Annotated in this window: 12 protein-coding genes; 7 read left to right on the top strand and 5 right to left on the bottom strand. The window is 69.7% G+C overall.

The window, feature by feature from the left end; all coding sequences use genetic code 11:
• Positions 1-2: 2 nt before the first annotated feature.
• The 4 genes from HEP74_RS03280 to HEP74_RS03265 form a co-directional block, all read right to left on the bottom strand.
• Complete coding sequence (locus HEP74_RS03280; RefSeq protein ID WP_185815171.1) at positions 3-3377, bottom strand: Ig-like domain-containing protein; 3375 nt, start codon at positions 3375-3377, stop codon at positions 3-5.
• Positions 3374-11008, bottom strand: coding sequence for an SdrD B-like domain-containing protein (locus tag HEP74_RS03275; protein WP_185815170.1), 7635 nt, complete (start codon positions 11006-11008; stop codon positions 3374-3376). The genes HEP74_RS03280 and HEP74_RS03275 overlap by 4 nt, the downstream gene beginning before the upstream one ends.
• Positions 11009-11503: 495 nt before the next feature.
• Positions 11504-12220 (bottom strand): response regulator transcription factor, encoded by a 717-nt coding sequence (locus HEP74_RS03270; RefSeq protein WP_185815169.1) that lies wholly within the window; start codon positions 12218-12220, stop codon positions 11504-11506.
• Between the two features lie 69 nt (positions 12221-12289).
• Positions 12290-13687, bottom strand: a complete 1398-nt coding sequence (locus HEP74_RS03265) for a sensor histidine kinase (protein ID WP_255427942.1) — start codon at positions 13685-13687, stop codon at positions 12290-12292.
• Between the two features lie 193 nt (positions 13688-13880).
• On the opposite strand from HEP74_RS03265, the gene HEP74_RS03260 reads away from it, so the two are divergent.
• Entirely contained in the window at positions 13881-14636 is a 756-nt protein-coding gene (locus HEP74_RS03260; RefSeq protein WP_185815167.1) for a nuclear transport factor 2 family protein, read from the top strand.
• 30 nt (positions 14637-14666) lie between these two features.
• Here HEP74_RS03260 and HEP74_RS03255 read toward each other — a convergent pair whose 3' ends face one another.
• Positions 14667-15137: a hypothetical protein gene (locus HEP74_RS03255; RefSeq protein WP_185815166.1), complete on the bottom strand. Its 471-nt coding sequence runs from the start codon at positions 15135-15137 to the stop codon at positions 14667-14669.
• 431 nt (positions 15138-15568) lie between these two features.
• On the opposite strand from HEP74_RS03255, the gene HEP74_RS03250 reads away from it, so the two are divergent.
• The 6 genes from HEP74_RS03250 to HEP74_RS03225 all read left to right on the top strand — a co-directional run bounded on the left by HEP74_RS03250 (position 15569) and on the right by HEP74_RS03225 (position 24718).
• Positions 15569-16423 (top strand): IclR family transcriptional regulator, encoded by an 855-nt coding sequence (locus tag HEP74_RS03250; protein ID WP_185815165.1) that lies wholly within the window; start codon positions 15569-15571, stop codon positions 16421-16423.
• A gap of 103 nt (positions 16424-16526) precedes the next feature.
• Positions 16527-17924 (top strand): MFS transporter, encoded by a 1398-nt coding sequence (locus tag HEP74_RS03245; protein ID WP_185815164.1) that lies wholly within the window; start codon positions 16527-16529, stop codon positions 17922-17924.
• A 114-nt stretch (positions 17925-18038) separates the two neighbouring features.
• Positions 18039-18968 (top strand): dihydrodipicolinate synthase family protein, encoded by a 930-nt coding sequence (locus tag HEP74_RS03240; RefSeq protein ID WP_185815163.1) that lies wholly within the window; start codon positions 18039-18041, stop codon positions 18966-18968.
• Between the two features lie 275 nt (positions 18969-19243).
• Positions 19244-20539 carry a carbohydrate porin gene (locus tag HEP74_RS03235; protein ID WP_185815162.1) on the top strand — a complete coding sequence of 432 codons (1296 nt, stop codon included), beginning with the start codon at positions 19244-19246 and terminating at the stop codon, positions 20537-20539.
• A gap of 304 nt (positions 20540-20843) precedes the next feature.
• The gene (locus HEP74_RS03230; protein ID WP_185815161.1) at positions 20844-21548 is read left to right on the top strand and encodes a TetR/AcrR family transcriptional regulator; all 705 of its coding nucleotides are present in this window, start codon (positions 20844-20846) and stop codon (positions 21546-21548) included.
• On the top strand, positions 21545-24718 hold the full coding sequence (locus tag HEP74_RS03225; RefSeq protein WP_185815160.1) for a bifunctional cytochrome P450/NADPH--P450 reductase: 3174 nt from the start codon (positions 21545-21547) through the stop codon (positions 24716-24718). Before HEP74_RS03230 ends, HEP74_RS03225 begins: the two co-directional genes overlap by 4 nt.
• The last annotated feature ends 17 nt before the right edge of the window (positions 24719-24735 follow it).

The following is a 24735-nucleotide window of genomic DNA, read 5'->3' as shown; positions in this document are numbered from 1 at the left end:
CCTCAGCGCGCCGGGTCGCGGTAACGGACCGGATCCCGGCGGAACAGGTCTTCGTCGAATTTGAAGCGCAGGCGCAGGAACACGCCCTGCTGGGTGTACTCGTAACCGGACAGGTCGCGGTCGGCGGTGTAGCCGGACCAGTTGTAGCCTGCCGACAGCCACAGGTTCTGGCGCAGCAGCCGGCCCACTTCCATGCCATAGGCGTATTGGTTGGAACCGCTCTGGCCACGGAAGGTGGAGCCGAGCACGCCGATGTCCCAGTTCTCGGTGATGTCGTAGACCACCCGCCCGGATACCAGCACCGCATGGAAGCGGCTGTCCACGCGGCCGCCGTCGGCATAGGCGAAACGGTCCTGCTGCCACTTGCCGGCCACATGCGCGGTCAGCCACCACGGCCGCGACGGATGCCAGTCGGCATGGGTCGAGACGATGTGCGCACGGCTGCTGATGTCCTGACTGCTGCCGTCCACCACCTGCCCGTCGAGCAGGGTCAGCCCACTCTCGTCGCGCTCCAGCTTGTACTCGTAGCGGGCCAGCGCGTTGATCCGGTTGGTGTCGGTATCGCGGTAGGCCACACCCAGCTGGAAGCGGTTCTGCAACACGTCGCCGCGCGCGGCGTAGTCGGTCTGCAGCAGGTAGTTGCGGCCGAGCAGGGTCCAGTCGCGGCTGAGCTTGCGCGCCAGCATGAACTGCACCAGCGTGGTGTCGAAGGCCTCGTCGGTCGCGGTCTGGGCGACGTCGCCGCTGATGCGGTATTCCACCCGCACCGAGCCGCGCCACAGCGGGTTGACGCCGTAGTCCAGCGCCAGCGCCAGGCCGGTGGCATCGCCGGTGTTGCCGTCGTACACCTTGACGTGTTCGGCCGAGCTGCTCAGGCGCACGCCCTCGCGCACGTCCCAGGTGTTGCGGATGCCGGAGGCGGCCTGCACGTCGCGGCCGCTGATCGCATCGCGCATGCGGTACTCGGAGAACGCCTGGGTGTCGCGCACGTAGCTGCTGTCGATACCGAACACCAGCGCATCGGCCTCGCGGTCGGTAGTGGTGATGCCGTAGGCGCTGGTCAGGCCGGTCTGCTTCTCGTAGCGGCCGTACAGGCGGCTGCGCTCCAGCACCTGGTAATCGACGCCGGCGGCGATGCGGTTGCGGTCTTCACCGGACACGCTCTGCTCGTACTCGGCACCCAGCGACAGTTTCGCGCCGACGCGGTAGCCGGCGCCGATGCGGGCGCTGTCCGATTCCAGGCGGGTGCCGATCGGCAGGTCGCTGGCGGTGCCGGTGACGGCGCTGCTGGAGCCGATCACCGGCAGGCCGGTCAGCGGATCCAGCGGCTGCTGGCCGTAGCCGAGCGCGCCGCCGCCGGAGCCGGTGGCGAAGCCGCCGGTCAAGCCGCCGGTGTTGCCGTAGCCCAGGCCCGAGGACCACGGCGAGTACGCGCCGACGGTCTCGCGGATCGAACGCACACCGAAGTCCAGGGTGAGCTTTTCGGTGGCGCCGACGCGCACGCCGGCGCCGCCGGCATCGCGCTTGCCGCCGTCCGGATTGCGGTCCTCGCTGCGCAGGCCTTCGGCATACAGGTCCACGCGCTCGGTCAGGTGATAGTCGACCTTGGCGTTGTACTCGCCGCGCCCGCCGAACAGCGGCGAGGCCGGGTTGTTGAACGCCGGATCGGTGCGCGCGGCGAACAGGTTGGCGTCGAGCTTGTCGCCGTCGTGGCCGAACTCCACGCGCCAGGCATCGCCTTCGACGCGGCCGCTGAGGTCCTGCAGGCCCGGGGTGGCGACCTGGTTGATCGAGTTGGTATTGATCTCGCTCTGGGTGCGCGCGAACTCCACCGCCATCGCGGTATTCGGGCCGAAACGGTAGCCGGCGTTGACGCTGCCCATGCGGAATTCGGCGAACGGGTTGCGGTCGTCCACCACCGCGCCGCCGACTTCCAGCGCATCGGTCAGCCGCAGCTGGCCGTCGGCGCCATAGACCCAGAAGCGCTCGGTGCCCTGGTCGAGTTCGTAGGTGATGCGCAGCGACACCGGATTGAGGTCGCTGTCGAACGTGGCCAGGAACTGGTTGAGCAGGATGCGCCCCGAGAACGGCTCGAAGCTGTAGTCCACCAACCGCGCCAGCGGCTGCACCGAGACGATCCGCGAGGGCTGGTTGCGGTCGCGCACGACCACTTCCACCCGCTCGCTGCCTTCCAGCACCGCGTTGTTGCGCAGTGCGTACGGGCCGCTGCCCTGGCTGGCGAATTCTTCGATCACCTGGCGCAGCGAGTCCTGGATGGCGAACACGTTGGAGCGCACGCGTGCGTTCTCGTAGTGCCAGCCCAGGCCGGTCGCGGTGCGGTTGTAGGTGCCGAGGCTGCGCTGCGGCATGCTGCTGCGCGCGCCGATGCCGGTCGCGGTGGCCAGCGTGTCGCCGGTCTGGAAATCGCCATACAGCAGATAGCTGCGGCGGTTGTCCACGCGCACGTACAGGCGCTCGGCCGAACGCGCGTCGAAGCCGCGCAGCGAGGAGTCGCCGTACACCGGATAGAACTCTTCCGGCTGGATGTCGCGCAGCAGGCGGCCGCGCACCTCCTTGTCCGAATCGTAGGCGGCGGTGAGCAGGTATTCGCCCTTGATCCGGCCCTTGACGAAGAACGCGGTGCGCGCGGCGGCGTTGGCCTTGCCGTTGTTGAACTGCTTTTCCCAGCGGCGGATGTCGCGTTCGAACACGTCGTCGTGGTCGACCGGGGCGATCAGCCCGCTGTTGTCGCGGCGGCCGAAGTTGACCACGCCCTCGATCAGGCCGGTGGCGATCATCTCGCGCATTTCCGGCACGAAGCCGATCGTGCCTTCGGCGCTGTGACCGCCGGCGGTGACCCGCAGCACCACGTCCTGCGGCTGGTCCGGCGCGAGCAGGTCGAACTCGGCCACGCCGTCGCGCACCGGCAGCTGCACGCCCGGGGTGACCTTGTCGGCATCGGCCGCGCCCGGCCCCAGTTCGTCGGTGCGCGAGCCCGGCAGCAGGATGCGGCCGCCGGTGTGTTCGACGGTGGCGAAGGTTTCGCCCTGCAACGGCTTGCCGGCGTCGTCGAGCAGGCGCACGGTCACGTGCACCGGCGTCTGGCCGTCGGCCGGCGCGCCATCGCGGTCGACCTCCACCTGCACCTGGTCCATGCCCTGCGCGGCATGCGCGTCGAGCGTGCCGCGCGGCGCCAGCGTCTGCGCGGCGGCATCGGCGCTGCTCGGCGTGCGCGGGTACAGCGTGCCGGCCTCGCCCAGCACCGGCGTGAAGCGGCTGCTGCCGACGGTCTGCTGGGCCAGCGCCGGCAACGCGGCCAGGGCGCAGGCGAGCAGGGTCAGCCGCGGCAGGCGGCGCGTCGTGACGGGCCGGCTCATGGTTGCACCTCCGCAGGAACGGTGACATCGGGCGGTGGGGTGCCGCGTGGCTTGACGATCGGCGCTTGCGCCGGGCTGTCGGTGCCCTGCTGCGGCGCGCGCAGCGGCTTGCTGCTGAAGCGCAGCGGCGCGTGGCCGGTTTCGGTTTCCGGCGCGCGCACTTCGCCTTGCGTGCGACGCGCCTTGACCTGCTCGATCACCGGGTTGGAACAGCTGCCCTCGACGAAGTCGGCGCGATGCAGCTCGCCGTTCTTGAGATCGATGAACAGGCTGTCGGCATCGCCGAGGTTGCGGTTGCTGCTGGTGGTCAGGCGCGAGCCGACCGGCAGCGTGCTGGCATCGACCTTCAGCGTGTGGCTCTGCGGCGGCAGGCCGCAGTAGCTGTACTTGCCTTCCGAATCGCTGATCACCCAGGTGCCGTCCTCGAAGTACAAACGCACGCCGGGAATGCCGAGCTCTTCGCGGTCCTGCACGTGGTTGACGTTGCAATCCACGAACACCTTGCCGAGCACGCAGCCCTCCTCGGTGAACACGCCGCCGCTGACGCGCACGCGGTACTGCGCCTGGTTGGACGGCAACGAGCCGGAACGCGGTTGCAGCGAGACCGGATCGATACAGCCGCCGGCGATCGAGCAGCCGTGCGCCTGTGCGCGGTTGATGCCGTCGCCCTGCTGCGCGCCGACGCCGATACGCACCCGGTAGGTCAGCGCGATCTGCTGGCCGACCTGGATCGGACCGGTGGCGAAGCCCAGGGTCGGACCCGGCTTGCCCAGCGGCGCGGCCACGGCCACGCCGTTGGCGCGCGCGGTGCCGTCGATGTAGGTGAAGCCGCGCGGCAGGCGATCGACCACGTTCACCGTCTGCAGCGGGCTGCCGGCGGTCTGGCGGATGGTGATGGTGTATTGCACGGTATCGCCCACTTCGGCGGTCTGGCGGTCGCCGGTCTTGGTGATGGCCAGGCCGGTGGCCACCGCGGTGTCCAGCGGAATGTGGTTGTGCACGATGCCGGCGGTGGCCGACCCGGCGAACAGCCGCAGGTAGTACTGGGTCGCGGTGCCGACCGGACCGGTCGGCGCCAGCGCGTTGGGCTGCACCTGGTAGTTGCTGCCCACCGCGCCGGGCGGCGACAGCGAACTGCCTTCGGCCGGGATCAGCGTGGAGACGAAGACGTAGCCGCCCGGCGGGGTCACCGTCAGCTGGAATTCGCAGCGCGCCGGCGCCGCCGGGCCGAACAGGAACTGGTAATAGCCGTCGTTGCCGACGGTCATCGACACCGCGTTGCCGTCGATGCGGTAGCCGCCGGCCGCGGTGTTGAGCAGGCTGGTGGCCGGGTCGTAGCCGGCGCAGACGCCGACCGGGGCCAGGGTGACGATCGCACCGGGCACCGGGTCGCGGGTGACCGCGTCGTAGACCACGCCCGACGGATCCACCGGCAGGCTCTGCTGCGGCAGGTTCTCGCCGGCCTTGAGCACCACTTCCAACTGGCTGATGCCGCCGTCGCTGACCCGGCACGAGCTGTTGCTGCCGTTGCTGATCGCTGCGTCGGCCGCGCATGGGGCGGCGGCGCCGGAAGCGGTCTCGCCGCTGACCGGGAACGCCCAGATGATCCCGGAGCTCGGATCGCGGAAGCGGATGTGCCACTTCTGCCCGGGGATCACGTCGCCGAAGCGGTAGCTGCCGTCGGCGGCGCTGAGCGCGGTCTTGACCACCTGGCCGCTGGTCGGATCGACCAGTTCGACGATCCAGTTCTGCAGGCGGCGATCGCCGCCGTCGAGCAGGGTGTCGTCGTTGCCGACGTCGAACCACACCGTGCCCGACACCGAGGCCGCCAACTGCACCTGGGTCGGCACGCGGCAGGCGTTCTGGGTGATCGCCGGATCGCACACCGGCAGCTGGGTCACGTCGCCCTCGAACGCACCGCGTTCGGCCGGCGTCGGGCTGTGCGTGGCGTCTTCGCCGCCGCCCTGCACCAGCACCGCGTTGTTGACCGGAGTGCCGGTCGCCGCCGCGGCACCGACCGCGACCTGCACCTTGATGCGGTCGCTGGCGGTCTGTGCGGGCGCGATGGTGGCACTGGCGTCGCAACTGAAGCGATCGCCGCCGACCGCGCCGGTGCAAGTCCAGCCGTTGCCGGTGGGCAGCGCCGCCAGGGTCACGCCCGGCGGCAGGCGGTCCTGCACCTGGTACACGCCGGCGGTCGGACGCGGGCCGATGTTACGCACGCTGATCGTGTAGCTGGCGGTGTTGTTGACGGTGAACTTGACCGGGTCGGCGAGCTTGCTGACGACCAGGTCCGGGGTGTTGGCGATCTCGCCGAAGTTGTTGTCGATCGACTGCGCGCCCGGAGCCAGAACCACCGCGGAAATCGCCGACGGCACGGTCTCGCGCGGGGTCGCCACGCCGCGCGTGGCGCCGCCGACGGTACCGGCCGTGGTGATGCCGTTGCGGGTGTCGGCCGGCTGATCGGGTTCGGTCACGGTGTAGGTGCCCGGACGCAGGTTCTCGAAGCGGTAGTGGCCCTGCGCGTCGGTCTGCACGCTCAGCTGCACCGCGGCGCCGAGGTCGTCGGTGCCGGTCAGCACCACGCGCACGTTGGCGATGCCCGACTCGTCGCTGCCGACCACGCCGTTGTCGTCGTTGTCGTAGTACACGCGGCCGGACAGCGAGGCCGCCGCCACTTCGCCGAAGTCGTAGTGCTGGCCCTGCTGGTTGGCGCCGAGCACGATGGTGGCGATCGCCGACGGCGTGGTGGTCACGCCGGTGGCGGTGCCGCCCTTGTCGCCGGGCACGGTCTTGCCGTTGAGGGTGCCGGTCGGCTGGGTCGGCTCGGTCACCGTGTAGGTGCCCGGCAGCAGGCCGATGAAGCTGTAGTTGCCGGTCGCATCGGTCTTGGTGGTCAGGTTGACCGCCTGGCCGTTCTGGTCGGTACCGGTCAGCACCAGCTCCACGTCGGCCAGCCCGGTCTCGGCCGGATCGATCACGCCGTCGTTGTCGTCGTCGCGCCACACCCGTCCCTGGATCGCGCTGCCGCTGGGGTTCTCGCCGAAGTTGAACTCGGTGCCGTCCAGGCCTGCGCCCAGTTGGATCTGCGAGATACGGTCGGTGCTGGCCGCATCCGGGCCGCCGGGGGCGACTACCGCGGTGCCGGGCACGCAGGTGGCCGCCGCGCACGCCGCGCCGCCGATCTGGCCGGGATTGATCGCGCTGGGACGGTTGCTGTACTGGCCGCTCGGCAGCGGCTCGCGCACGCTGTAGGTGAGCGTCGGATCCAGGTCGTCGAAGCGATAGGCGCCGTTGCCGTCGGTGCTGGTGGTGGCCAGCACGGCGCCGGTGGTGGCGTCGAGCAGTTCCACGGTGGCACCGGCGATCGCCGGATCGCCGCCGTCGCGCACGTTGTTGAAGTTCAGGTCCACGTAGACCCGGCCGGACAGGCTCGGACGACGCACTTCCGGGAAGTCGTAGCGCACCGCCGCGTCGGTCGCGCCGACCGGGATGGTGGTGTAGCTGGAGTTGGGACTGCCGGCGGCATAGGTGCCGCCCAGCGACGGCGCGCTGGCACCGGCGGCCGGCGGGTCCACCGGGCCATTGCGATAGCCGGTGGGCTGGGTCTGGGTCAGCGTGTAGCCGCCCGCGCCGGCTGCCGACAGGTTGTCGAAGCTGTAGCTGCCGTCGGACGCGGTGGTGGTGCTGCGGTTGACCGCATTGCCATAGGCGTCGGTGCCGCTCAGCACGATGGTCACGCCGGCGATGCCGGGTTCGCCGTTCTGGCGCACGCCGCCGTTGCCGCCCGCGCGGTCGCGGTCCTCGAACACGGTACCGGCCAGCGACGCCCGGGTGACCAGGATCGGCACGGTGGACGTGTTGTTCGGCGGGACGCGATCGACCTGCTCGGTGGTGATGGTCGCGGTGTTGTTGATCGCCGACGCGCCCGGATAGGTATCCCAGCGCACCGGCACCACGATGCGCAGCTTGCCGCTGACGGTGACGTCGCCGAGGTTGCAGGTCAGCGTGGCCGAGGCCTGGGTGCAGCTGCCGGTGCCGTTGGGCACTTCGCCGCCGCCGCCGCCCGGGATCGGGCCCTTCTTCTGCCAGGTCACCTGGCCGACGACCACCAGCCCGGCGGGCAGCGTGTCGCTGACCACGGTGCCGGTGCCGTTGAGCGGGCTGCTGCCGCTGCGGTCGCGCGACAGGCTCGCGCCGGGACCGTTGTTGACGCCGTCGATGACGTAGAAGAACGGCTGGCGCAGGCCCACCGAGGTGGCGTTGGCCGGCAGCGCCGCATCCGGATCGGCATCGGGCGCGGTGGTGACCACGTGCTTGCTCACGCCCACGTCGGCGGACGCACGGATCGTGGTTTCCTGGCTGGCGCCGTTGTTGGCGGTGTTGCTGTCGGTCTCGGCGGACGTGGCCTGGGCCAGGTTGCTGACCGTATCGCCGGCCGCGCCAGGCGGGGTGTCGTAGCGATAGCGCAGGTACAGCGTGCTGGTCTGGCCGGACGCGACCACGCCGGCGACGTTGTTGCTGAAGCCGATGCCGGGCATCAGGCAGTTCAGCACCTGCACCGCGCCCACGGTCGGGTTGCTGCCGGAGGTCACCGAACAGGCGGCCGGATCGAAGGTGCCGGTAGGCGTGGCCGAGGCGCCGATGAAGGTGACGGTGCGGCCGGACGGCGGAGTGAAAGTGTCGGCCAGGCGCACGTCGGTGGCGACCGACGGGCCGTTGTTGCGGATGGTGATGCGGTAGGTGATCAGGTTCGCCGCGGCATTGGTCGCGTCGAAGCCGAGCGGGTCCACGCCGCCGGTGAAGCCGGTGTCCACCTTGTTGGTGATCAGGTCGACCTGGCCGGCCTCGAACGGCAGCTGCGCGCTCTTGCTGTCGTCGCTGGTGTCGGTGTTGAAGTCATAGGTGTTGCCGTCGCCGTCGGTGCCGGCAGTGGCATCGCCGTTGCCGTCGCCATCGAGGTCCACCACGAAGTCGGCGGTGTTGTCGAACTGGCGGCCGGTGTTGCCGCTGTTGACGTTGGGCCGGATCACCACCTGCAGGGTTTCGGTCTGCTCGTTGGTGAGCGAGGGCAGCGCCGGGCACTGCACGGTGACCTGCGCCGGCGCGCCGGTCGGATTGGCGTAGGAGCTGCCGCCGGCGTCGACGGTGACCGTCACCCCGGCGCCAGCGGTGGCGGTACAGGCCTGGGTGCCGGCGCCGGTGCGCTGCGCGGACACCAGCACGAAGCCCGAATCGTTGGCCGGCAGGGTGAACACGTCGCGCAGGATCACCCCGGGCACCGTCGACGGGCCGCGGTTGATGTAGGACATCACGTAGGTGGTGTTGACGCCGGCGCGGCCGGGCGTGCCCGAGGAAATGGTCTTGGCGGTGGTGGCGACGTTGGCCACGCGCGCGATGCGGATCCAGTCCGAGGCCTGGTTGTTGTTGCCGTTGAGTTCGCCCACCGAACCGGCCACGGCCGCATCGATGCCGACGCCGGCGGTGTTGCAGAACGCGCCGCTGGTGGCGGTGCCGCCGCAGGTGCCGGCAGGCTGGTTGAAGCTGTCGAACAGCGCGCGCTTGACCTGGATGACGATCTGCGCGGTGGCGCCGTTGGCCAGCGCGGTGGTGCCGGAGCGGCAGACCACCGAGGCGCCGTTGATGGCGCAGTTCCAGCCGGCCGGGGTGGTGGTCACAGTGATCTGGGTGCGGCCGTTGACGAAGCCGGGCACGGTGTCGTTGACCACCACGCCGGTGGTGCTGTCCGGGCCGTTGTTGGCCACGGTCAGGGTGTAGCTGAGCGTGTCCTGGTTGGCCGCCAGCACGTTGTCGGCGGCGCCGGCGCCATTGGTCTGCTTGGCGATGGACAGGTCGGCGCGCTCGTCGGTGGTGCGGGTGCCCGCACCCGAGCAGTCGTTGCCGGTTTCCGGGTCGCGGTCGATGCCGTTGCCGGTCAGCGGCTCGATCGAGCCGCCGGAGCCGCCGGTACAGGCGTTGTTGAGCAGGTTGGCCGAGGAGCTGCGCGCACGCGTCAGCAGCTGCAGCGTCGGCGCCTGCGCGCCCACTGCCAGCGGCAGCGAACCGGCGCCGAGGTCGCAGGTCACGTGCTGCACGCTGGAGCCGCTGTAGGCCTGGTCCACGCTGCAGGTCCATGCGCCACTGGCGAACGCCACGCCCGGCTGCGCCACGCTGCCGTCCGGCTGCAACAGCTCTTCGCCGGTCGCCAGCGTATCCACCGTCTGCACCTGGCCGGTGGCCGGGCGCGGACCCATGTTGCGCACGACGATGCTGCTGGTCATGCGGCTGTCCAGATCGCTGCCGACGCCGCTCCATACCGGCACCAGCGCCGGGGTCTTGGTCTTCTGCAGCGACAGGTCGGCACCGTCGGCGAGCACGGTGAAGGTGGTGCTGCCGGTGTTGTCGGCGTTGTTCGCGTCCGGCGTGTCGGAACTGGCGGTGGCGCTGTTGGTGACGTCGCCGCTGCTGTTGGTGCCGGATGCCGGCACCGTGCTCTCGATGGTGAAATCGGCCACGGCGCCGACCGCCAGGCTGCCGTTCAACACGCAGGTGCGGGTGGCGTTGCCGTTGCTGTTGGTGCAGGTCCAGCCGGCCGGCACGGTGCCGCCGCTGGCCAGGAAGCCGGTGGGCAGGTTGTCCACGAAGCGCGGATTGACCGCGGCGCTCGGGCCCTGATTGCGCACCTGGATGTTAAAGGTGACCGGCTGGCCGGAGATCGCCGGCGAGGGGTTGACGCTCTTGCTCAGCGCCAGGTCGGCGCCGGCGGTGACCGTGGTGGTCACGCTGCCGGTGTTGTTGTCGGGCAACGGATCCGGCGTGGAGCCGGCCTGCACGCGTGCGGTATTGACGATGTTGCCGCTGGCCGCGGTGACGCGGGCGCGGAAGGTGAAGCTACTGCTGCCGCCGTTGGCCAGCGCGCCGGCGTGGGTGGCGGTCATGCTGCCGCTGTTGAAGGTCCAGCCGCTGCCGTTGAAGCTGTTGGCCACGTACTGCACCGCGGCCGGCAACGTGTCGACCACGGTGAAGCCGGCCGAGGCGCTGGGGCCGGCGTTGCGCACGGTGACGGTGTAGGTGACCTCGGCGCCGGCGACGACCGGATTCGGCGTGGCGGTCTTCTCCACGCTCAGGTCGCCCGCCGATTCCAGCGTGGTCGCTTCCAGGCGGCGATTGTTGGCCGCGTTGCTGTCGCCGGCGAAGAACGGATCGGCATCGGCCAGCGATGCGATCGGCGTGCTCGCCGCGGGCAAGCCGGTTTCCACGCCGATCGCGCCGCGGATCTCGATCGTGCCCGGGGCCAGGCCGACCGTGCTCACCGGCAACTGGAAGGTCACCGGCGCGCCGTTGGAAGAGAAGGTACCGACCAGCGTGCCGACCCGGCATTCGATGCGCTGCGCGTTGCCGGCGGCCACGCTGCAGGAGGACGGCAACGGCGAGCCCGCCTGGGCACCGGCGGGCAGGTCGAAGATCACCACCGCGTTGTTGACCGTATCGGCGGCACTGTTCTCGACGGTGACGCTGTAGACCACGCTGCCCCCGGCCGGCGTCGGATCGTAGCCGGTGTCGGACAGGTTGGTGATCTGCAGGTCCGCGGCCGCGGCCAGCGCAGGCGCGGCCGACAGCAGGACGGCCATCAGCAACCGCAAGCGTCGCCCCGACGACGCCGTGGTCCGGTGGTATTCGCAGGCGGCACGCGCCCACGCCCGCAGTGCAGCCGCACGGCTGCCGCGCATCAAATGATCCATGTGCCTCTCTCTCCCCAAGCATCCAAGCCGGACCCACGAACCGGCGCCCCAGGCCTAGGCCGTGCGGAGCGCGCTGACGATCGGGATCGGTATCCACCCCGAAAGCGCAGGCGAGGCCTGCCGGTGTGGTGGCGCGGATTCTGCGCAGAGGCGCGCAGGCAGTCAGTAGCAGCAGTTCGCGTTCGCTCTCACTTCCTCACGCGCACAGCGAGACGCAGAGCGCAATGGCAATGAGATGCGGCCCGTGACCGCCCTGTGACGGAAGCAGGCAAGCCGGCATGGCGGGCGAATCGCGGGGATCTGTCTACCGATCCGTCTACCGATCGGGTGGCATCGGCTCCGCGCGCGATGCGGATGCGGATGCGGATGCGGATGCGACGAAGACTAGGCGTTGTCGCCCAGCAGATAGCCCTGCCCGCGCACCGCACGCAGCGGCAGCGTCGCCGCGGTGGCCGCGGTCACCCGTGCGCGCAGGCGATGCACCAGCACCTCCAGGCGGTGCGGATCGAAATCCCACGGCGCGTCGGTGACCGCCGCGATCAGCGTGTCGCGATCGACCGGCGCGCCGCGTTGCGCGAACAGCGCCTTCAGCAGGCCGCGTTCGGCCTCGGTCAGCGCCAGCGTGCGCTGCGCTGGTGAGGACAGCGTCCAGCCGTCGTCGCTCAGGCGCCACTCCTGCGCCGGCACCGCCTCCGGCGGCGCGGCGGGCTGCAGGCGCCGACGCAGATTGGCCAGTGCGGCGATCAGCAGTTCCACATCCAGCGGCTTGACCAGGTAGATGTCCGCGCCCTGCAGCAGGCCGCGGGTCATGTCGGTGTTGGCGCCGCGACCGGTGAGCATCACGATGCCCGCCTGCGGCGCGATCTGCCGCAGGTAGCGCGCCACCGAATAACCGTCCTCGCCCGGCAGCCCGACATCCAGCACCACCAGATCGCAGACATGGCCGAGCAGATGCCGGTACAGCAGTTCGGCGCTGCCGAAGCCGAGCACCTGCGCGCCCTCGTGGCGCAGCTCATCGACGATGATCGCGCACAGTTCGGCGTCGTCCTCGACCACCGCGATCCGTACACCGTCCAGCACCAGACCCTGCGACGCGGTCATCGCCGGCCGCTCGCAAAAGGCGACGGCACGCGCGCGGCGTACGCCAGGTAGCGAACGCAGGCCACGCGGCTAGCCCTCCCCGCCATTCGCGCCAGCCAGCGCAGGCGGCTGCGCATGCTCGTGCGGGAAGCTCAGCACGAACGCGGCGCCGGTGCCGGTCTCGGCATCGATCCAGATCCGCGCGCCATGCCGCTGCATCAGCCCGTTCGCCATCGCCAGGCCCAGCCCGGTGCCTTGGCCGACCGGCTTGGTGGTGAAGAACGGCTCGAAGATCCTGTCGTGCAGATCGGCGGGAATGCCCGGACCGGTATCGCGGCACTGCAGCCAGGCTTCGCCGCCCACGCGCCGGCCCTGCAAGGTGACCGTGCCGCCGTGCTCCATCGCGTCGTCGGCATTGGCGACCAGGTTGAGCAGGATCAGCTCCAGCTGATGCCGGTCGAAATGCACCTGCAGCCCGGGCGGCACCTGGACATCGAGGGCGATGCCGGGCTTGAGCGCCTGCTTCAACAGCGGCTGCAGCGTCGCCACCAGTTCGCCGAGATCGAGCGCCTCGGCCTGGGTCTCGTCCTGGCGGCTGAAGCTGAGCAATTTCGCGCTGACCGCGGTGGCGCGCCTGGCCGCCGACTCGACGCCATCGAACGCCGCGCCGATCGCCTGCGCATCGCTGGCGCGGCGCCCCTGGCGCACGTAGCCCAGCACCAGGCTCAGCAGATGGTTGAAATCGTGGTTGAGGCCGGAGGCGAGTCGCGCTACCGCTTCCACCTTCTTCGCGTTCACCAGTTGCTCTTCGACCCGTTGCCGTTCGGCCACTTCGCGCTGCAGCGTGGCGTGCGCGGTGCCGAGCTGCTCTGCGCGCGCCTGCGCATCGCGCAGGCTCTGCCGCAACGCGGCCGACGTGCGGTCCAGCACCACCGCGATCAGCAGGAAGATGACGCCGCTGATGAGCGCATCGCCGATGACGTCCTGCGGCTCGCCATTGCTCAGGTCCAGGTTCGTTCCGAGCGCGAACGACAGCGCGACGACGGCGAACATCATCCACAACGCCGGCCGCCCCACCGCCAGCGCGGCGATCGCCATCGGCACCACCAGCACCGGTTGCTCGAAGCGTTGTCCACCGAAGCCGCTGGCGGCGTAGCTCGCCACGACCGAGATCGCGAACACGCACAGCGTCTGGTAGGCGGCCCAGCGGAAACGACCGAAACGGATCAGCACCACGCCCAGCAGCGCGACCGCGCTGAACAGCGCGCTCAACCCCAGGCTGGTCAGTTCGCCGGGGCGCCACGCAACCGGCACCGCGATCGCGCGATACAACCACGCAGCGACGGGCAAGGTCCCGAACAGCAGCAGCACCACCTGGAACATCGGCGCATTGCGCAGATCCACCGGATCGGCGACCGGCACGGCACGCAACCATCTAGCCGGGCCATGCAACAGCCGGTTGAATATCCCCTCTCCCCGCATCAGCACCGCCAACCGCTCCTCCCCGCGCACCCCTGCGCGAGCAGTATGCGACGATTGCGTCCCATACGCATCCTTCACGCGCTTGCGAACACGCGAGGCGCGCGCGCCAGGCTTTCGCCCCATTCGTGCCCATGACGTTCCGCACGCGCCACCGGCGCGGAAGTGCGCTGCAATCGCGGTCCTGCTGCAGGAGTCCGTTATGCGCTGTCGCCACCTTGTCCTGTGCGTACTGCTGAGCCTGAGCGGCGCCGCCTCTGCGGCCGACGACGACGCAGCCGCGGTGCGCACCGCCGATGCGCGCTACTGGCAGGCCTACAACGCCTGCGACATGCGTGCGATGGGCGAGTTGCTCACCGACGACGTGGAGTTCTACCACGACAAGACCGGCCTCACCGCCACTAAGCCGGCGGTCCTGCAATCCTTGCGCAACGGCCCCTGCGCCGACCCGGCGATGCACCTGCGCCGCGAAGCCGTGGCCGACAGCCTGCAGTTCCATCCGCTGGCCGGCGGCTTCGCGCTGCTGTCGGGCACGCACCGCTTCTACGTACAGCGCGACGGCACGCCCGAGCACCTGGACGGCCAGGCCGAGTTCACCAATCTCTGGCAAGCGGTCGATGGCCACTGGCGCATGCGCCGCATCTACAGCTATGCGCACGGTGCGGTGGCGTACGTGGCGCCTGCCACGCACCTGACCTTGGCGCCCGACATCCTGGCCGGCTACGCCGGCACCTATGTCGGCAAGAAGGTCGGCGACATCCGCGTAGAAGTGGAAGGCGACCACCTGAAGCTCACAGCCGGCGCGTTGGTCGTCACCCTGCGCGCCGAATCGCCGACGCGCTTCTTCGCCGAGGAACGCGACCTGCGCTTCGTATTCGCGCCGGCAACGGACGCAAGCGTGCGCCAGCTGAGCGTGTACGAGAACGGCGCCATCGTCGAGACCGCAAGCGCGCAGTGAGGCAACGACGGCGACGTCGCGGGCTGTGCTTCAACGCCGACGCAGCACGGACACCTCGATGAAATCGGCCGTACTGCGTTTCAGATAGACCCGATAGCTGCCCTGTCCGGCAATCGGCACATCGAAGCCGTCGCCCGGCGACAGCCCCGCGCGCTCGACTGATGCACCCTGGCGCGGCATCGCCCGCAATCGCGTCCTCGCGCCATCCTCGCCGCGCGTCGCATTGGTCACCGTCAGCGCGCCGTCCCAAAGGACGCGGCTGTCGCCCGGCAGCAGGCTGAATTCGATCGAGGGCGAACTGGGCGCCGGCTTGCACGCGGCGGCCTGCGCTTCGGCCAACCGCCGCTCCAGCGGCTTGACCTCCACGTACTGCACGCATCCGTAAGTGCCGCCGACCAGCACCAGCACCGCCGACACCTCGGCGGCGGCGCGTTTGAACGACAGCGTCTGCCACCATTTCTGCGCAGGTGGTTGCGGCGGCTGACGGTTCGCTCGGGCCATGCACGCCACGCTATCGGCGCCGCGCAGGCTTGTCTGTTAGCACGGCTTGCGCTGCGGATCGCGGAAGCTTCCGTCTACACAGCGCTCCGCAGTCCGTCCACGCATCGATCAAAGGATGGAGCGATCGGTTGAGGATCGGCGCCAACACGGCATGGCGAACCCGCTCGATCGGGCATGGCGCCGATCGTCAGCGGAATGGCCTTGACCACCATCGTCGCGCGCCGCGCGATCGCACCGGCGCCACCACCCGCACCCGCGGCAATGCCGCGCTTCCACGCATGCTGCGCCGCAACTTGACGCAGCGACTGCGCCTGGCGGAACCTTGGCATGTACTTTCGAAATAATTTTCGCAATCCGAAACTCGCTTGTCAAGCGACATCAGCCCGCCGGTTCGGCAAGCTGGCCACGCACGACAGCCACCAGGAAAGCCGATGACCAAGACCATCTCCCCAGGCGCGTTGGACGCCGCCGCCGAGGACAGCGGCGATGCGGCGGACAAGAAGCTGCGCAGCACCGTGCAATCGCTGGCGAAGGGGTTCCGGGTGCTCGAAGCGTTTTCCTCCGAGCACGAGGAACTGTCGCTGAGCCAGATCGCGGCACTGGCCAAGCTGGATCCGGGAACCACCTTCCGCATGCTCAACACGCTGGTCGAGCTGGGCTACGTAAACCGTCTTCCGGAAAGCCGCCGCTTTCGCCTGACCCTGAAAGTGCTCGACCTGGGCTTCCACGCCATCGCCCGCCGCGACCTGCGCAGCGTGGTGCGGCCGTTGCTGCGCGCACTGGTCAGCGACGTCAACGAAGCGGCCAGCTTCGCGGTGCTGCAGGGTCCCGACGTGCTCTACATCGAACGGGTGCGTGCCGGCATTACCCGCCTGGGCGTGGACATCCGCATCGGCACCACCGTGCCCAGCACCCGCACCGCGATCGGCCTGGCCATGCTCGCGCATCTGTCGCCGGCGGAAGTGACGCGGGTGACCGGGGTGAACGTGCACGCGCCGCACGCACCGGAGATCGCCGCCATGCTCGGCACCTTCGAGCGCATCCGCCGCGACAACTACGTGATCCTCGATTCGATGCTGACCGAGGGATTGCGCGTGCTGGCGGTGCCGGTGCTGGATGCCGACGACTATCCGCTCGGCGCGATCAGCGTCGCCGCGCCGTCGGTGCGCACCAGCCACGACGAACTGCTCGACACCGCCCTGCAACCCACCCTGCTCGCGGCCAAGGACATCGCCTTCGCGATCCAGGCCAGCGGGAGCGTCGCCGTGACCGCACCCAGCACCTGACCGTCCGGGCGCCCGCCCGGTCCCCTGCAATCCGACCGCTTCGTGGACGCTCCGGCGCCCGCGCCGGGATCTCCTTGTCTTGCGAGAGGCAGCAACGATGCTCATGCCCACCACCACCGCCAACGCCGCCACCGCCCGTTCGCTGCCGCCCGCCGAGGCACAGGCCGAGATCGGCGCCCGGCTCGAACGCCTGCCCATCACCCGCCAGGTCTGGTGGGCGCGCAACATCGTCGGCGCCGCCACCTTCTTCGACGGCTACACGGTGATCGCCATCGCCTACGCGATGCCGGTGCTGGCCAAGGAATGGAACCTGTCGCCGGCGCAGATCGGCATGATCCTGTCGGCCGGCTACCTGGGCCAGTTGCTCGGCTCGGTGTTCTTCGGCTGGCTGGCCGAACGCGTCGGCCGCCTGCACGTGCTGCTGTTCACCATCCTGCTGTTCGTGTCGATGGACGTCGCCTGCCTGTTCGCCGGCGGCGCGGCGGCAATGATGGCGTTCCGCTTCATCCAGGGCATCGGCACCGGCGGCGAAGTGCCGGTGGCCAGCGCCTACATCAACGAACTGATCGGCTCGAAGAAGCGCGGCCGCTTCTTCCTGTTGTACGAAGTGATGTTCCTGCTGGGCCTGGTCGCCGCCGGCGGCATCGGCTACTTCCTGGTGCCGGCCTACGGCTGGAAGGCGATGTTCATGGTCGGGCTGGTGCCCGCCGCGATCATGATCCCGCTGCGCTTCTTCATGTTCGAATCGCCCCGCTGGCTGGCGTCCAAGGGCCGCTACGACAAGGCCGACGCGATCGTGTCCGCACTGGAGCGCAGCGCCGAGCGCCGCCACGGCCCGTTGCCGGCGCCGGTGTTCGACCGCAACGCGCTGCCCAAGGCGCAGCGCTCGGACTGGCGCGAACTGTTCGGCAGCGTCTATCTCAAGCGCACGCTGGTGATCTGGTGCCTGTGGTTCTGCTCCTACCTGGTGGCCAACGGCCTCATCACCTGGTTGCCGACGCTGTACCGCCAGCATTTCGGGCTGACCTTGCAGCAGAGCATCTCCTACGGCTTCCTCACCTCGCTGGCCGGCGTCGCCGCCGCGGTGGTGTGCGCGCTGTCGATCGACAAGGTCGGGCGCAAGCGCTGGTACGTCATCGCCTTCGCTGTCGGCAGCATCCCGCTGCTGGCACTGGCGATGCTGGGCGGCACCTCGGCGCTGCAGGTGCTGGTGTTCGCCGCGCTGGGCTATGCCGCGGTGCAGACCATCACCTTCTCGCTGTACCTGTATTCGGCCGAGCTCTATCCCACCCGCATCCGCGCCATCGGCACCGGCCTGGGCAGCGCCTGGCTGCGCCTGGGGTCGGCCAGCGGCCCGCTGGTGGTCGGCGCGGTCATCGCCGGCATCGGCCTGCGCTACGTGTTCGTCGCCTTCGCCGCGGTGCTGCTGGCCGGCGCGGCGGTGACGCTGCTGTGCGCGCTGGAAACCAAGGGCAAATCGCTGGAAGAACTCTCGCCCTGAGTCCGGCGCCGGCCGCGGCCGCGCAATCCGCCGCACGCCTTCGATTCGCACCACCCCACGTCGAGCCTCGCGTTCGACTCCATCCCCCGTTGACCCGAAGAAAAGGAAAACAACATGAGCAACATCGACCTGAAAGGCCTGGTTCCCGCACCCGTCACCCCGTTCACCCGCGACGGCGCCGTCGACTATCCCGCGATCAAGCGCATCGGCAAGTGGCTGGGCGGCATCGACGGCGTCAAGGGCCTGACCGTGCTCGGCCACGCCGGCGAAGGCACCTTCCTGGAGCGCGACGAGCAGGCCAAGGTGATCGAGGCGTTCCGCGATGCCGTCGACGCGCGCATTCCGATCATCGCCGGCATCACCCTGGAAGGCACCCGGGTGGCGGCCGACGAAGCCAAGCGCGCGGTCGCCGCCGGCGCCTCGGCGGGCCTGATCTATCCCTCGCACGGCTGGCTGCGCTTCGGCTACCAGAAGGGCGCGCCACAGGACCGCTACAAGGCCATCCACGAGGCCAGCGGCCTGCCGATGATCCTGTTCCAGTACCCGGACGTGACCAAGGCCACCTACAACCTGGACACGCTGCTGGAGATCGCCGCGCTGCCGGGCGTGATCGCGATGAAGAACGGCGTGCGCAACATGAAGCGCTGGGACACCGAGATCCCGGTGTTCCGCAAGGAGCGCCCGAACGTGCCGGTGCTGACCTGCCACGACGAATACCTGCTGCACACCATGTTCGACGTGGACGGTGCGCTGGTGGGCTACGGCTGCATCGCGCCGGAACCGCTGATCGAGATGATCGCCGCCGGCAAGGCCAAGGACTACGCCAAGGCGCGCGCGCTGCACGACCGCCTGCTGCCGGTGACCAAGAGCGTCTATCACCGCGGCTCGCACATGGAAGGCTCGGTCGCGCTGAAGTGGGCGCTGGCCGCGCGCGGCCTGCTCGATCACGCCACCGTGCGTTCACCGCTGCTGCCGCTGGCCGAAGGCGCCGACAAGGAAATCGCCGACGCGATGGCCGCCGGCGGCCTCGGCAAGGTGGCCTGAGCCGACCGGTCCGGTCCAGCTCGATGGGCCGCGCGGTTGCGCGGCCCATCCGCTACGCCGATGGCGCGCGCATCGGCACAGCGCAACGTATTCGTCCCCGCGTGTTTTGCCGGTCCCCCCACAGCTCTGCGCACATGCCGTGTCCGTCGCCGACGGACGCAACGCTGTCCTGCGGCTCCACGACCGGAAGGTGTCTCCCCTTCGCGCACTGCCGCGACGCCGCACACCTACTGCGCGCGTCCAGCGAGTGCCTCGCCTCGTCCGTGGAGCGTCCCATGTCCCGAACTCTTTCTTTTGTCTCGTTGCTGGCCGCCGCCGCGCTGCCCGCCACCGCCATGGCCGCCGACACCGAGCGATGGCTGGACGAACACGGCATCGCGCCGCGTTTCGTCTGGTCCAACGACTACGCGCGCAATGCCGACGGCGGTCTGTCGCGCGGCGATCGCAATGCCGGCGGCGTGGTCGCCGGCGCCGACCTGGATCTTCAGCGCTTGTTCGGCATTCCCGGCGCCACGCTGCACGCCACCGGCGCCTGGTACTACGGCGACAGCCTGTCGCAGCGCCAGATCGGCAATACGGTCAAGGTGCAGGGCTACTGGTATCCGCAACAACAGGCGCAACTGGCGCAGCTGACCTGGGAACAGGCGTTCGCCGATGGCCGCTGGCAACTCGTCGCCGGACGCATGAACACCACCTGGCAATTCGCGCGCAGCCGCTACGGTTGCCGCTTCGTCGGCGCATCGGATTGCCCGTTCCAGCTGAGCCAGGCCGATGGCGGCTTCGTCGGCTTTCCCTACGTCAACTGGGGCGCGAAGCTGCGCTACAAACCCGGCGCGACCTATGTGTCGGTGGGCGCGTTCGAACTCAATCCGCAACGCAAGAACAACCACGGCCTGGACTGGAGCACCGCCGACAGCAGCGGCGTGCTCGGCACCATGGAGGTCGGCTACGAGCCCGACCCCGCGCTCGGCCGAGGTGCGCCGCGCTACGTGGCCGGCGTCTGGTACAACTCGGCCGACTACAGCGACCTGCGCTACAACCGCAGCGGCGGATTGCGCGGTCTGGTCGGCGGGCAGGCGCGCATGTACGACGGCGGCCGCTGGGGCAGCTATGCGATGGGCGAACGCGCGCTCTACCGGCCGCAAGGCATGGCCGGCAAGCGCATGCTGGTCGCGTTCGGCAACATCGCCGCGCCTTTGGATGCGCGCCAGGTATACGACCTGCAGGTCACCGCCGGCCTGTACTACGCCGGCCCGTTCGCATCGCGGCCGGGCGACGGATTCGGCATCGTCGCGAACTACTACCGCTTCAGCGCCGACCAGCAGGGCTACATGAACGACCTGCTGCGCAAGCGCGGCGCGGCGCCGGACATCTCGCGCAACGAGACCATCTTCGAACTCAACTACAGCTACCGCGTCGCGCAGTTGCCGCTGTCCCTGGTCCCGAACGTGCAGTACATCGTCAATCCCGACATCCTCGGCAATACCGCCGCACGCCGCGCGCCGGACAACGCGCTGGTGATCGGCTTGCGGGTGATGGTCAACATCGGCGGGCTGGGTACGCCGAAGTGAAGCGCATGCAGGGCGCACCGCGATAGCGGCAAGCGCTGCGGTTTGCAGCGCTTGCACGGCCGCGCGCCCCACCCGAGCCGCATGCCGATCAGGCAAAGCCGCGGCGCGGACGGACAACGTATATCGCCGCACGTCGCGGCACGTCGCGGCACGGTGCAGCGTCCGTTTCTCGGGCAGGAACACACGGCGATGCGGTGCCTGCGCCAGCCGCCGCGCAAACGCTCTGCCCGCTGAACGGCCGAGTTGCAAAGACCATCGACTGCCATTAAATGTACAACTGAACATTTATGCAGGAACACCGACCATGGCGGCAAAGCCACCCGCGCGCCCCCGCGGCCGCCCGAGCAAGGACCAGGCCGACGGCCGCCAGGCGCTGCTGGCGGCGGCCACCGGCAGCTTCGCCCGGTACGGCTTCGAGCGGGCCGATATCCGCACCATCGCCGCCGCCGCAGGGGTGAGCCCGAGCCTGGTGCGCGTGCATTTCGGCAGCAAGGCCGAACTATGGAACGCCTGCGTGAACCAGCTCGCGCAGGACGTCGTCCCGCGCCTTGCGGCCATGGCGCAGCTGACCCTCCACGACCACCGCCCGCTGCACGAACGACTGACGGACGCCATCCTGATCATGGCCGCCTTCTACGAGGCCAACCCCGCGGTCCGCGACTTCGTCGCGCGCGTGGTGTCGGAAAGCCCAGAGCGCGCCACCGTCGTCGCAGAACGCTTGCTGCGTCCCTCCTACGAGGCCGGCCATGCACTGATCCTTGCCGGCATCGAGGCCGGCATCGTGAAGGCCACGCACCCGGCGCTGTTCTTCGTACTGTTGAACAGCATGCTGAGCCAGCCGCCGGAATTCCCGCAGCTGCTGGCGCGGCTGGCCCCGGAGATCGCTGCCGGCGAGGCGCGGCCGCGACTGGTCGCCACCGTCCTCGCCACCCTGCTGCATCCACCGCATCGCGACACGGGTCGCGCGCCGGTCGCGCCACTGCACGCTCCCCAGGAAGGCACCCCATGACAGACGCAATCCCGCAACCGCGTTCGCTGCCGCTGCTCGGCAATTTCCACCACCTCGATGGCGATGCGCCGGTGCAGAGCCTGATGCGGCTGGCCAAGGTGCACGGCCCGATCTTTCGCTTGAACAGCGGCCCGCTGTCGCTGACCGTGTTGAGCGGGCAGGACCTGGTGGACGAGGTCTGCGACGAAACCCGCTTCGAGAAGAAGCTGCACCGTCCGCTGCAGGCGCTGCGCGACCTCGGCGGCGACGGCCTGTTCACCGCCTACAACGACGAACCCAACTGGGCCAAGGCGCACCGGCTGCTGATGCCCGCGTTCGGACCGATCGGCGTGCGCTCGATGTTCGGGCGCATGGAGGACATCGCCGAACAGATGCTGCAGCGCTGGGAGCGATTCGGCCCGGACGCGGTGATCGACGTGGCCGACAACATGACCCGGCTGACGCTCGACACCATCGCGTTGTGCGCTTTCGACTACCGCTTCAACAGCTTCTACCAGAACGAGATGCACCCCTTCGTCGCGGCGATGGTGGGCGCCTTGGCCGAGGCCGGATCGCGCGCACGCCGGCCCGACCTCGCCAATCGCCTGCTGGCGCCCGGCCGGCGCCGCTACGAAGCCGATCTGGCGATGATCCGCAGCGTCGCCGATACCTTGATCGCCGAGCGCAGGGCCGACCCCGACGCGGCTTCGCGCGACGACCTGCTCAACCTGATGCTGTACGGACGCGACCAGGCGACCGGCGAAGCGCTGTCGGACGAGAACATCCGCTACCAGATGGTGACGTTCCTGATCGCCGGCCACGAGACGACCAGCGGCCTGCTGTCGTTCGCGCTGTATTTGCTGCTGCGCCATCCGGCGGCGCTGGCGCGCGCGCGCCAGGCGGTGGACGCCGCGCTGGGCACGCAGCCGCCGCAGGTCGAGGACCTGGCCAAACTGCGCTACATCGAGCAGATCCTGCAGGAAACTCTGCGGCTGTGGCCGACCGCACCGGCGTTCGCGGTCGCGGCGCGCGAAGCGACCACGCTGGCCGGCCGCTATGCGGTGACGCCGCAGGACACCCTGCTCGTGCTGATTCCCACCCTGCATCGGGATCCGAAGGTATGGGAGGAGCCGGAAGCCTTCCGTCCTGAGCGCTTCGCGCCCGACGCGGCCGAACGGCTGCCGCCCAATGCCTGGAAACCGTTCGGCAACGGCGCGCGCGCCTGCATCGGGCGCGGCTTTGCGATGCAGGAGGCGCAGTTGGTGCTGACGATGATCCTGCAACGTTTCGACCTGGACCAGGTCGATCCGAACTACCAGCTCGAGGTCGCGGAAACCCTGACGCTGAAGCCGGACGGCTTCCGCATCCGCGCGCGCCGGCGCGATGACGTCGCCCTGCGCCGCCGTAGCGCGGTGCCGTCCGCGCCGCAGAAAACCCTGGCGCCGGCCACCATCCCGGCGGCGGCCAGCACGGCAGTCGGGACGCCGCTGCTGGTGCTGTACGGCGGCAATTCCGGTTCGTGCGAGGCGTTCGCGCAGCGCATCGGCGGCGACGCGGCGGCGCAGGGTTATGCGCCGGTGGTCGCGCCGCTGGACGACCATGTCGGCCGCCTGCCGCGCGACGGCGCGGTGGTGGTGGTCACCTCCTCCTACGAAGGCCAGCCGCCGGACAACGCGCGCCGCTTCGTGGACTGGATCGAAACCCTGGCTGCCGGCGATCTGGCCGGCGTGCGCTACGCCGTGTTCGGATCCGGCAACCGGCAATGGGCGCGCACCTACCAGGCGATCCCCAAACGCGTCGATGCCGCGCTGGAGGCGGCCGGTGCCGCACGCTTCAAACCTCGCGGCGAAACCGATGCCGGCGGCGATTTCTTCGGTGGCTTCGATGCCTGGTACGCCGGCCTGTGGGCGGATCTGGGCCAGGCCCTGGGAAAGGCGGCGATGGAGCAGACCGCGCACGCGCTGGAGGTGGACATCGTGCCCTCCGCGCGGCTCGGCGCATTGCGGCTGACCGAACTCGACCAGGGGCGCATCGTCGACAATCGCGAACTGGTCGACATGTCCGCGCCGTTCGCGCGCTCCAAGCGCCACATCGAGATCGCGCTGCCCGACGGCATGCGCTACCGCACCGGCGACTATCTCGCGGTGCTGCCGCGCAACCCCGCCGCGCAGGTCGAGCGCGCGCTGCGGCGCTTCGGGCTGGCCAGCGATACCCAGGTCATCATCGGCCAGCGGCCCGGTGTCGCATCCGGCCTGCCCAGCGGCTATCCGGTCGCGCTGGCGCAGGTGCTCACCGATTACGTGGAGCTGGCGCAACCGGCCACGCGCGCGCAGGTCGCACAACTGGCCGCTGCCACGCGCTGCCCGCCCGATCGCGCCGCGCTGGAAACGCTGGCCGCCGAGCCGGCCTATACCGACGAGGTGCTCGCCAGGAAAACCAGCCTGCTCGATCTGCTGGAGCGCTACCCCGCCTGCGAACTGGGGCTGGGCGCGTTCCTCGGCGCGCTTCCGGCCATGCGCGCGCGGCAATATTCCATTTCCTCCTCGCCGCTGCGCGACCCTGCGCAGTGTTCGCTGACCGTGGCCGTGCTCGACGCACCGGCGCTATCGGGAATGGGGCGACGCCGCGGCGTGGCCTCCACCTATCTGGCCGGCCTGGATGCAGGCGCGCTGGTGTCGGTCGCGGTGCGGCCTTCGCAGGCGAGCTTCCACCCGCCGGAAGACCCGGCCACGCCGATCATCCTGGTCTGCGCCGGCAGCGGCATCGCGCCGTTCCATGGCTTCCTGCAGGAGCGCGCGATCCAGAAGGCGGGCGGCCGCGACGTCGGCGAAGCCTTGTTGTTCTTCGGCATCGACCATCCCGACGTCGACTGCCTGTACCAGGAGGAATTGCAGCGCTGGCAGGACATGGGCGTGGTCGATATCCGCCTGGCCTGCTCGCAGGCGCCGCAGGACGGCGTCGCCTACGTCCAGCACCGCATGTGGCAGGACCGCGAGCGCGTGTCGGCGCTGTTCCAGCAAGGCGCAACCGTGTTCGTCTGCGGCGACGGCGAGCACATGGCGCCGGCGGTACGCGACACCTTCGTGCGCATCTATCGCGACAGCATGGGCGTCAGCGACGAAGCGGCCAACGCCTGGGCCGACCGTATCGAACGCGAACACGGCCGCTACGTGGCGGACATTTTTTCATGACAGCGAGGAGATCAGTA

It is taken from the genome of Xanthomonas sp. SS (assembly GCF_014236835.1).
Classification (GTDB): Bacteria; Pseudomonadota; Gammaproteobacteria; order Xanthomonadales; family Xanthomonadaceae; genus Xanthomonas_A.
Note: the sequence above shows the minus strand (reverse complement) of the source record. Positions and strands in the feature narration are given on the sequence as shown.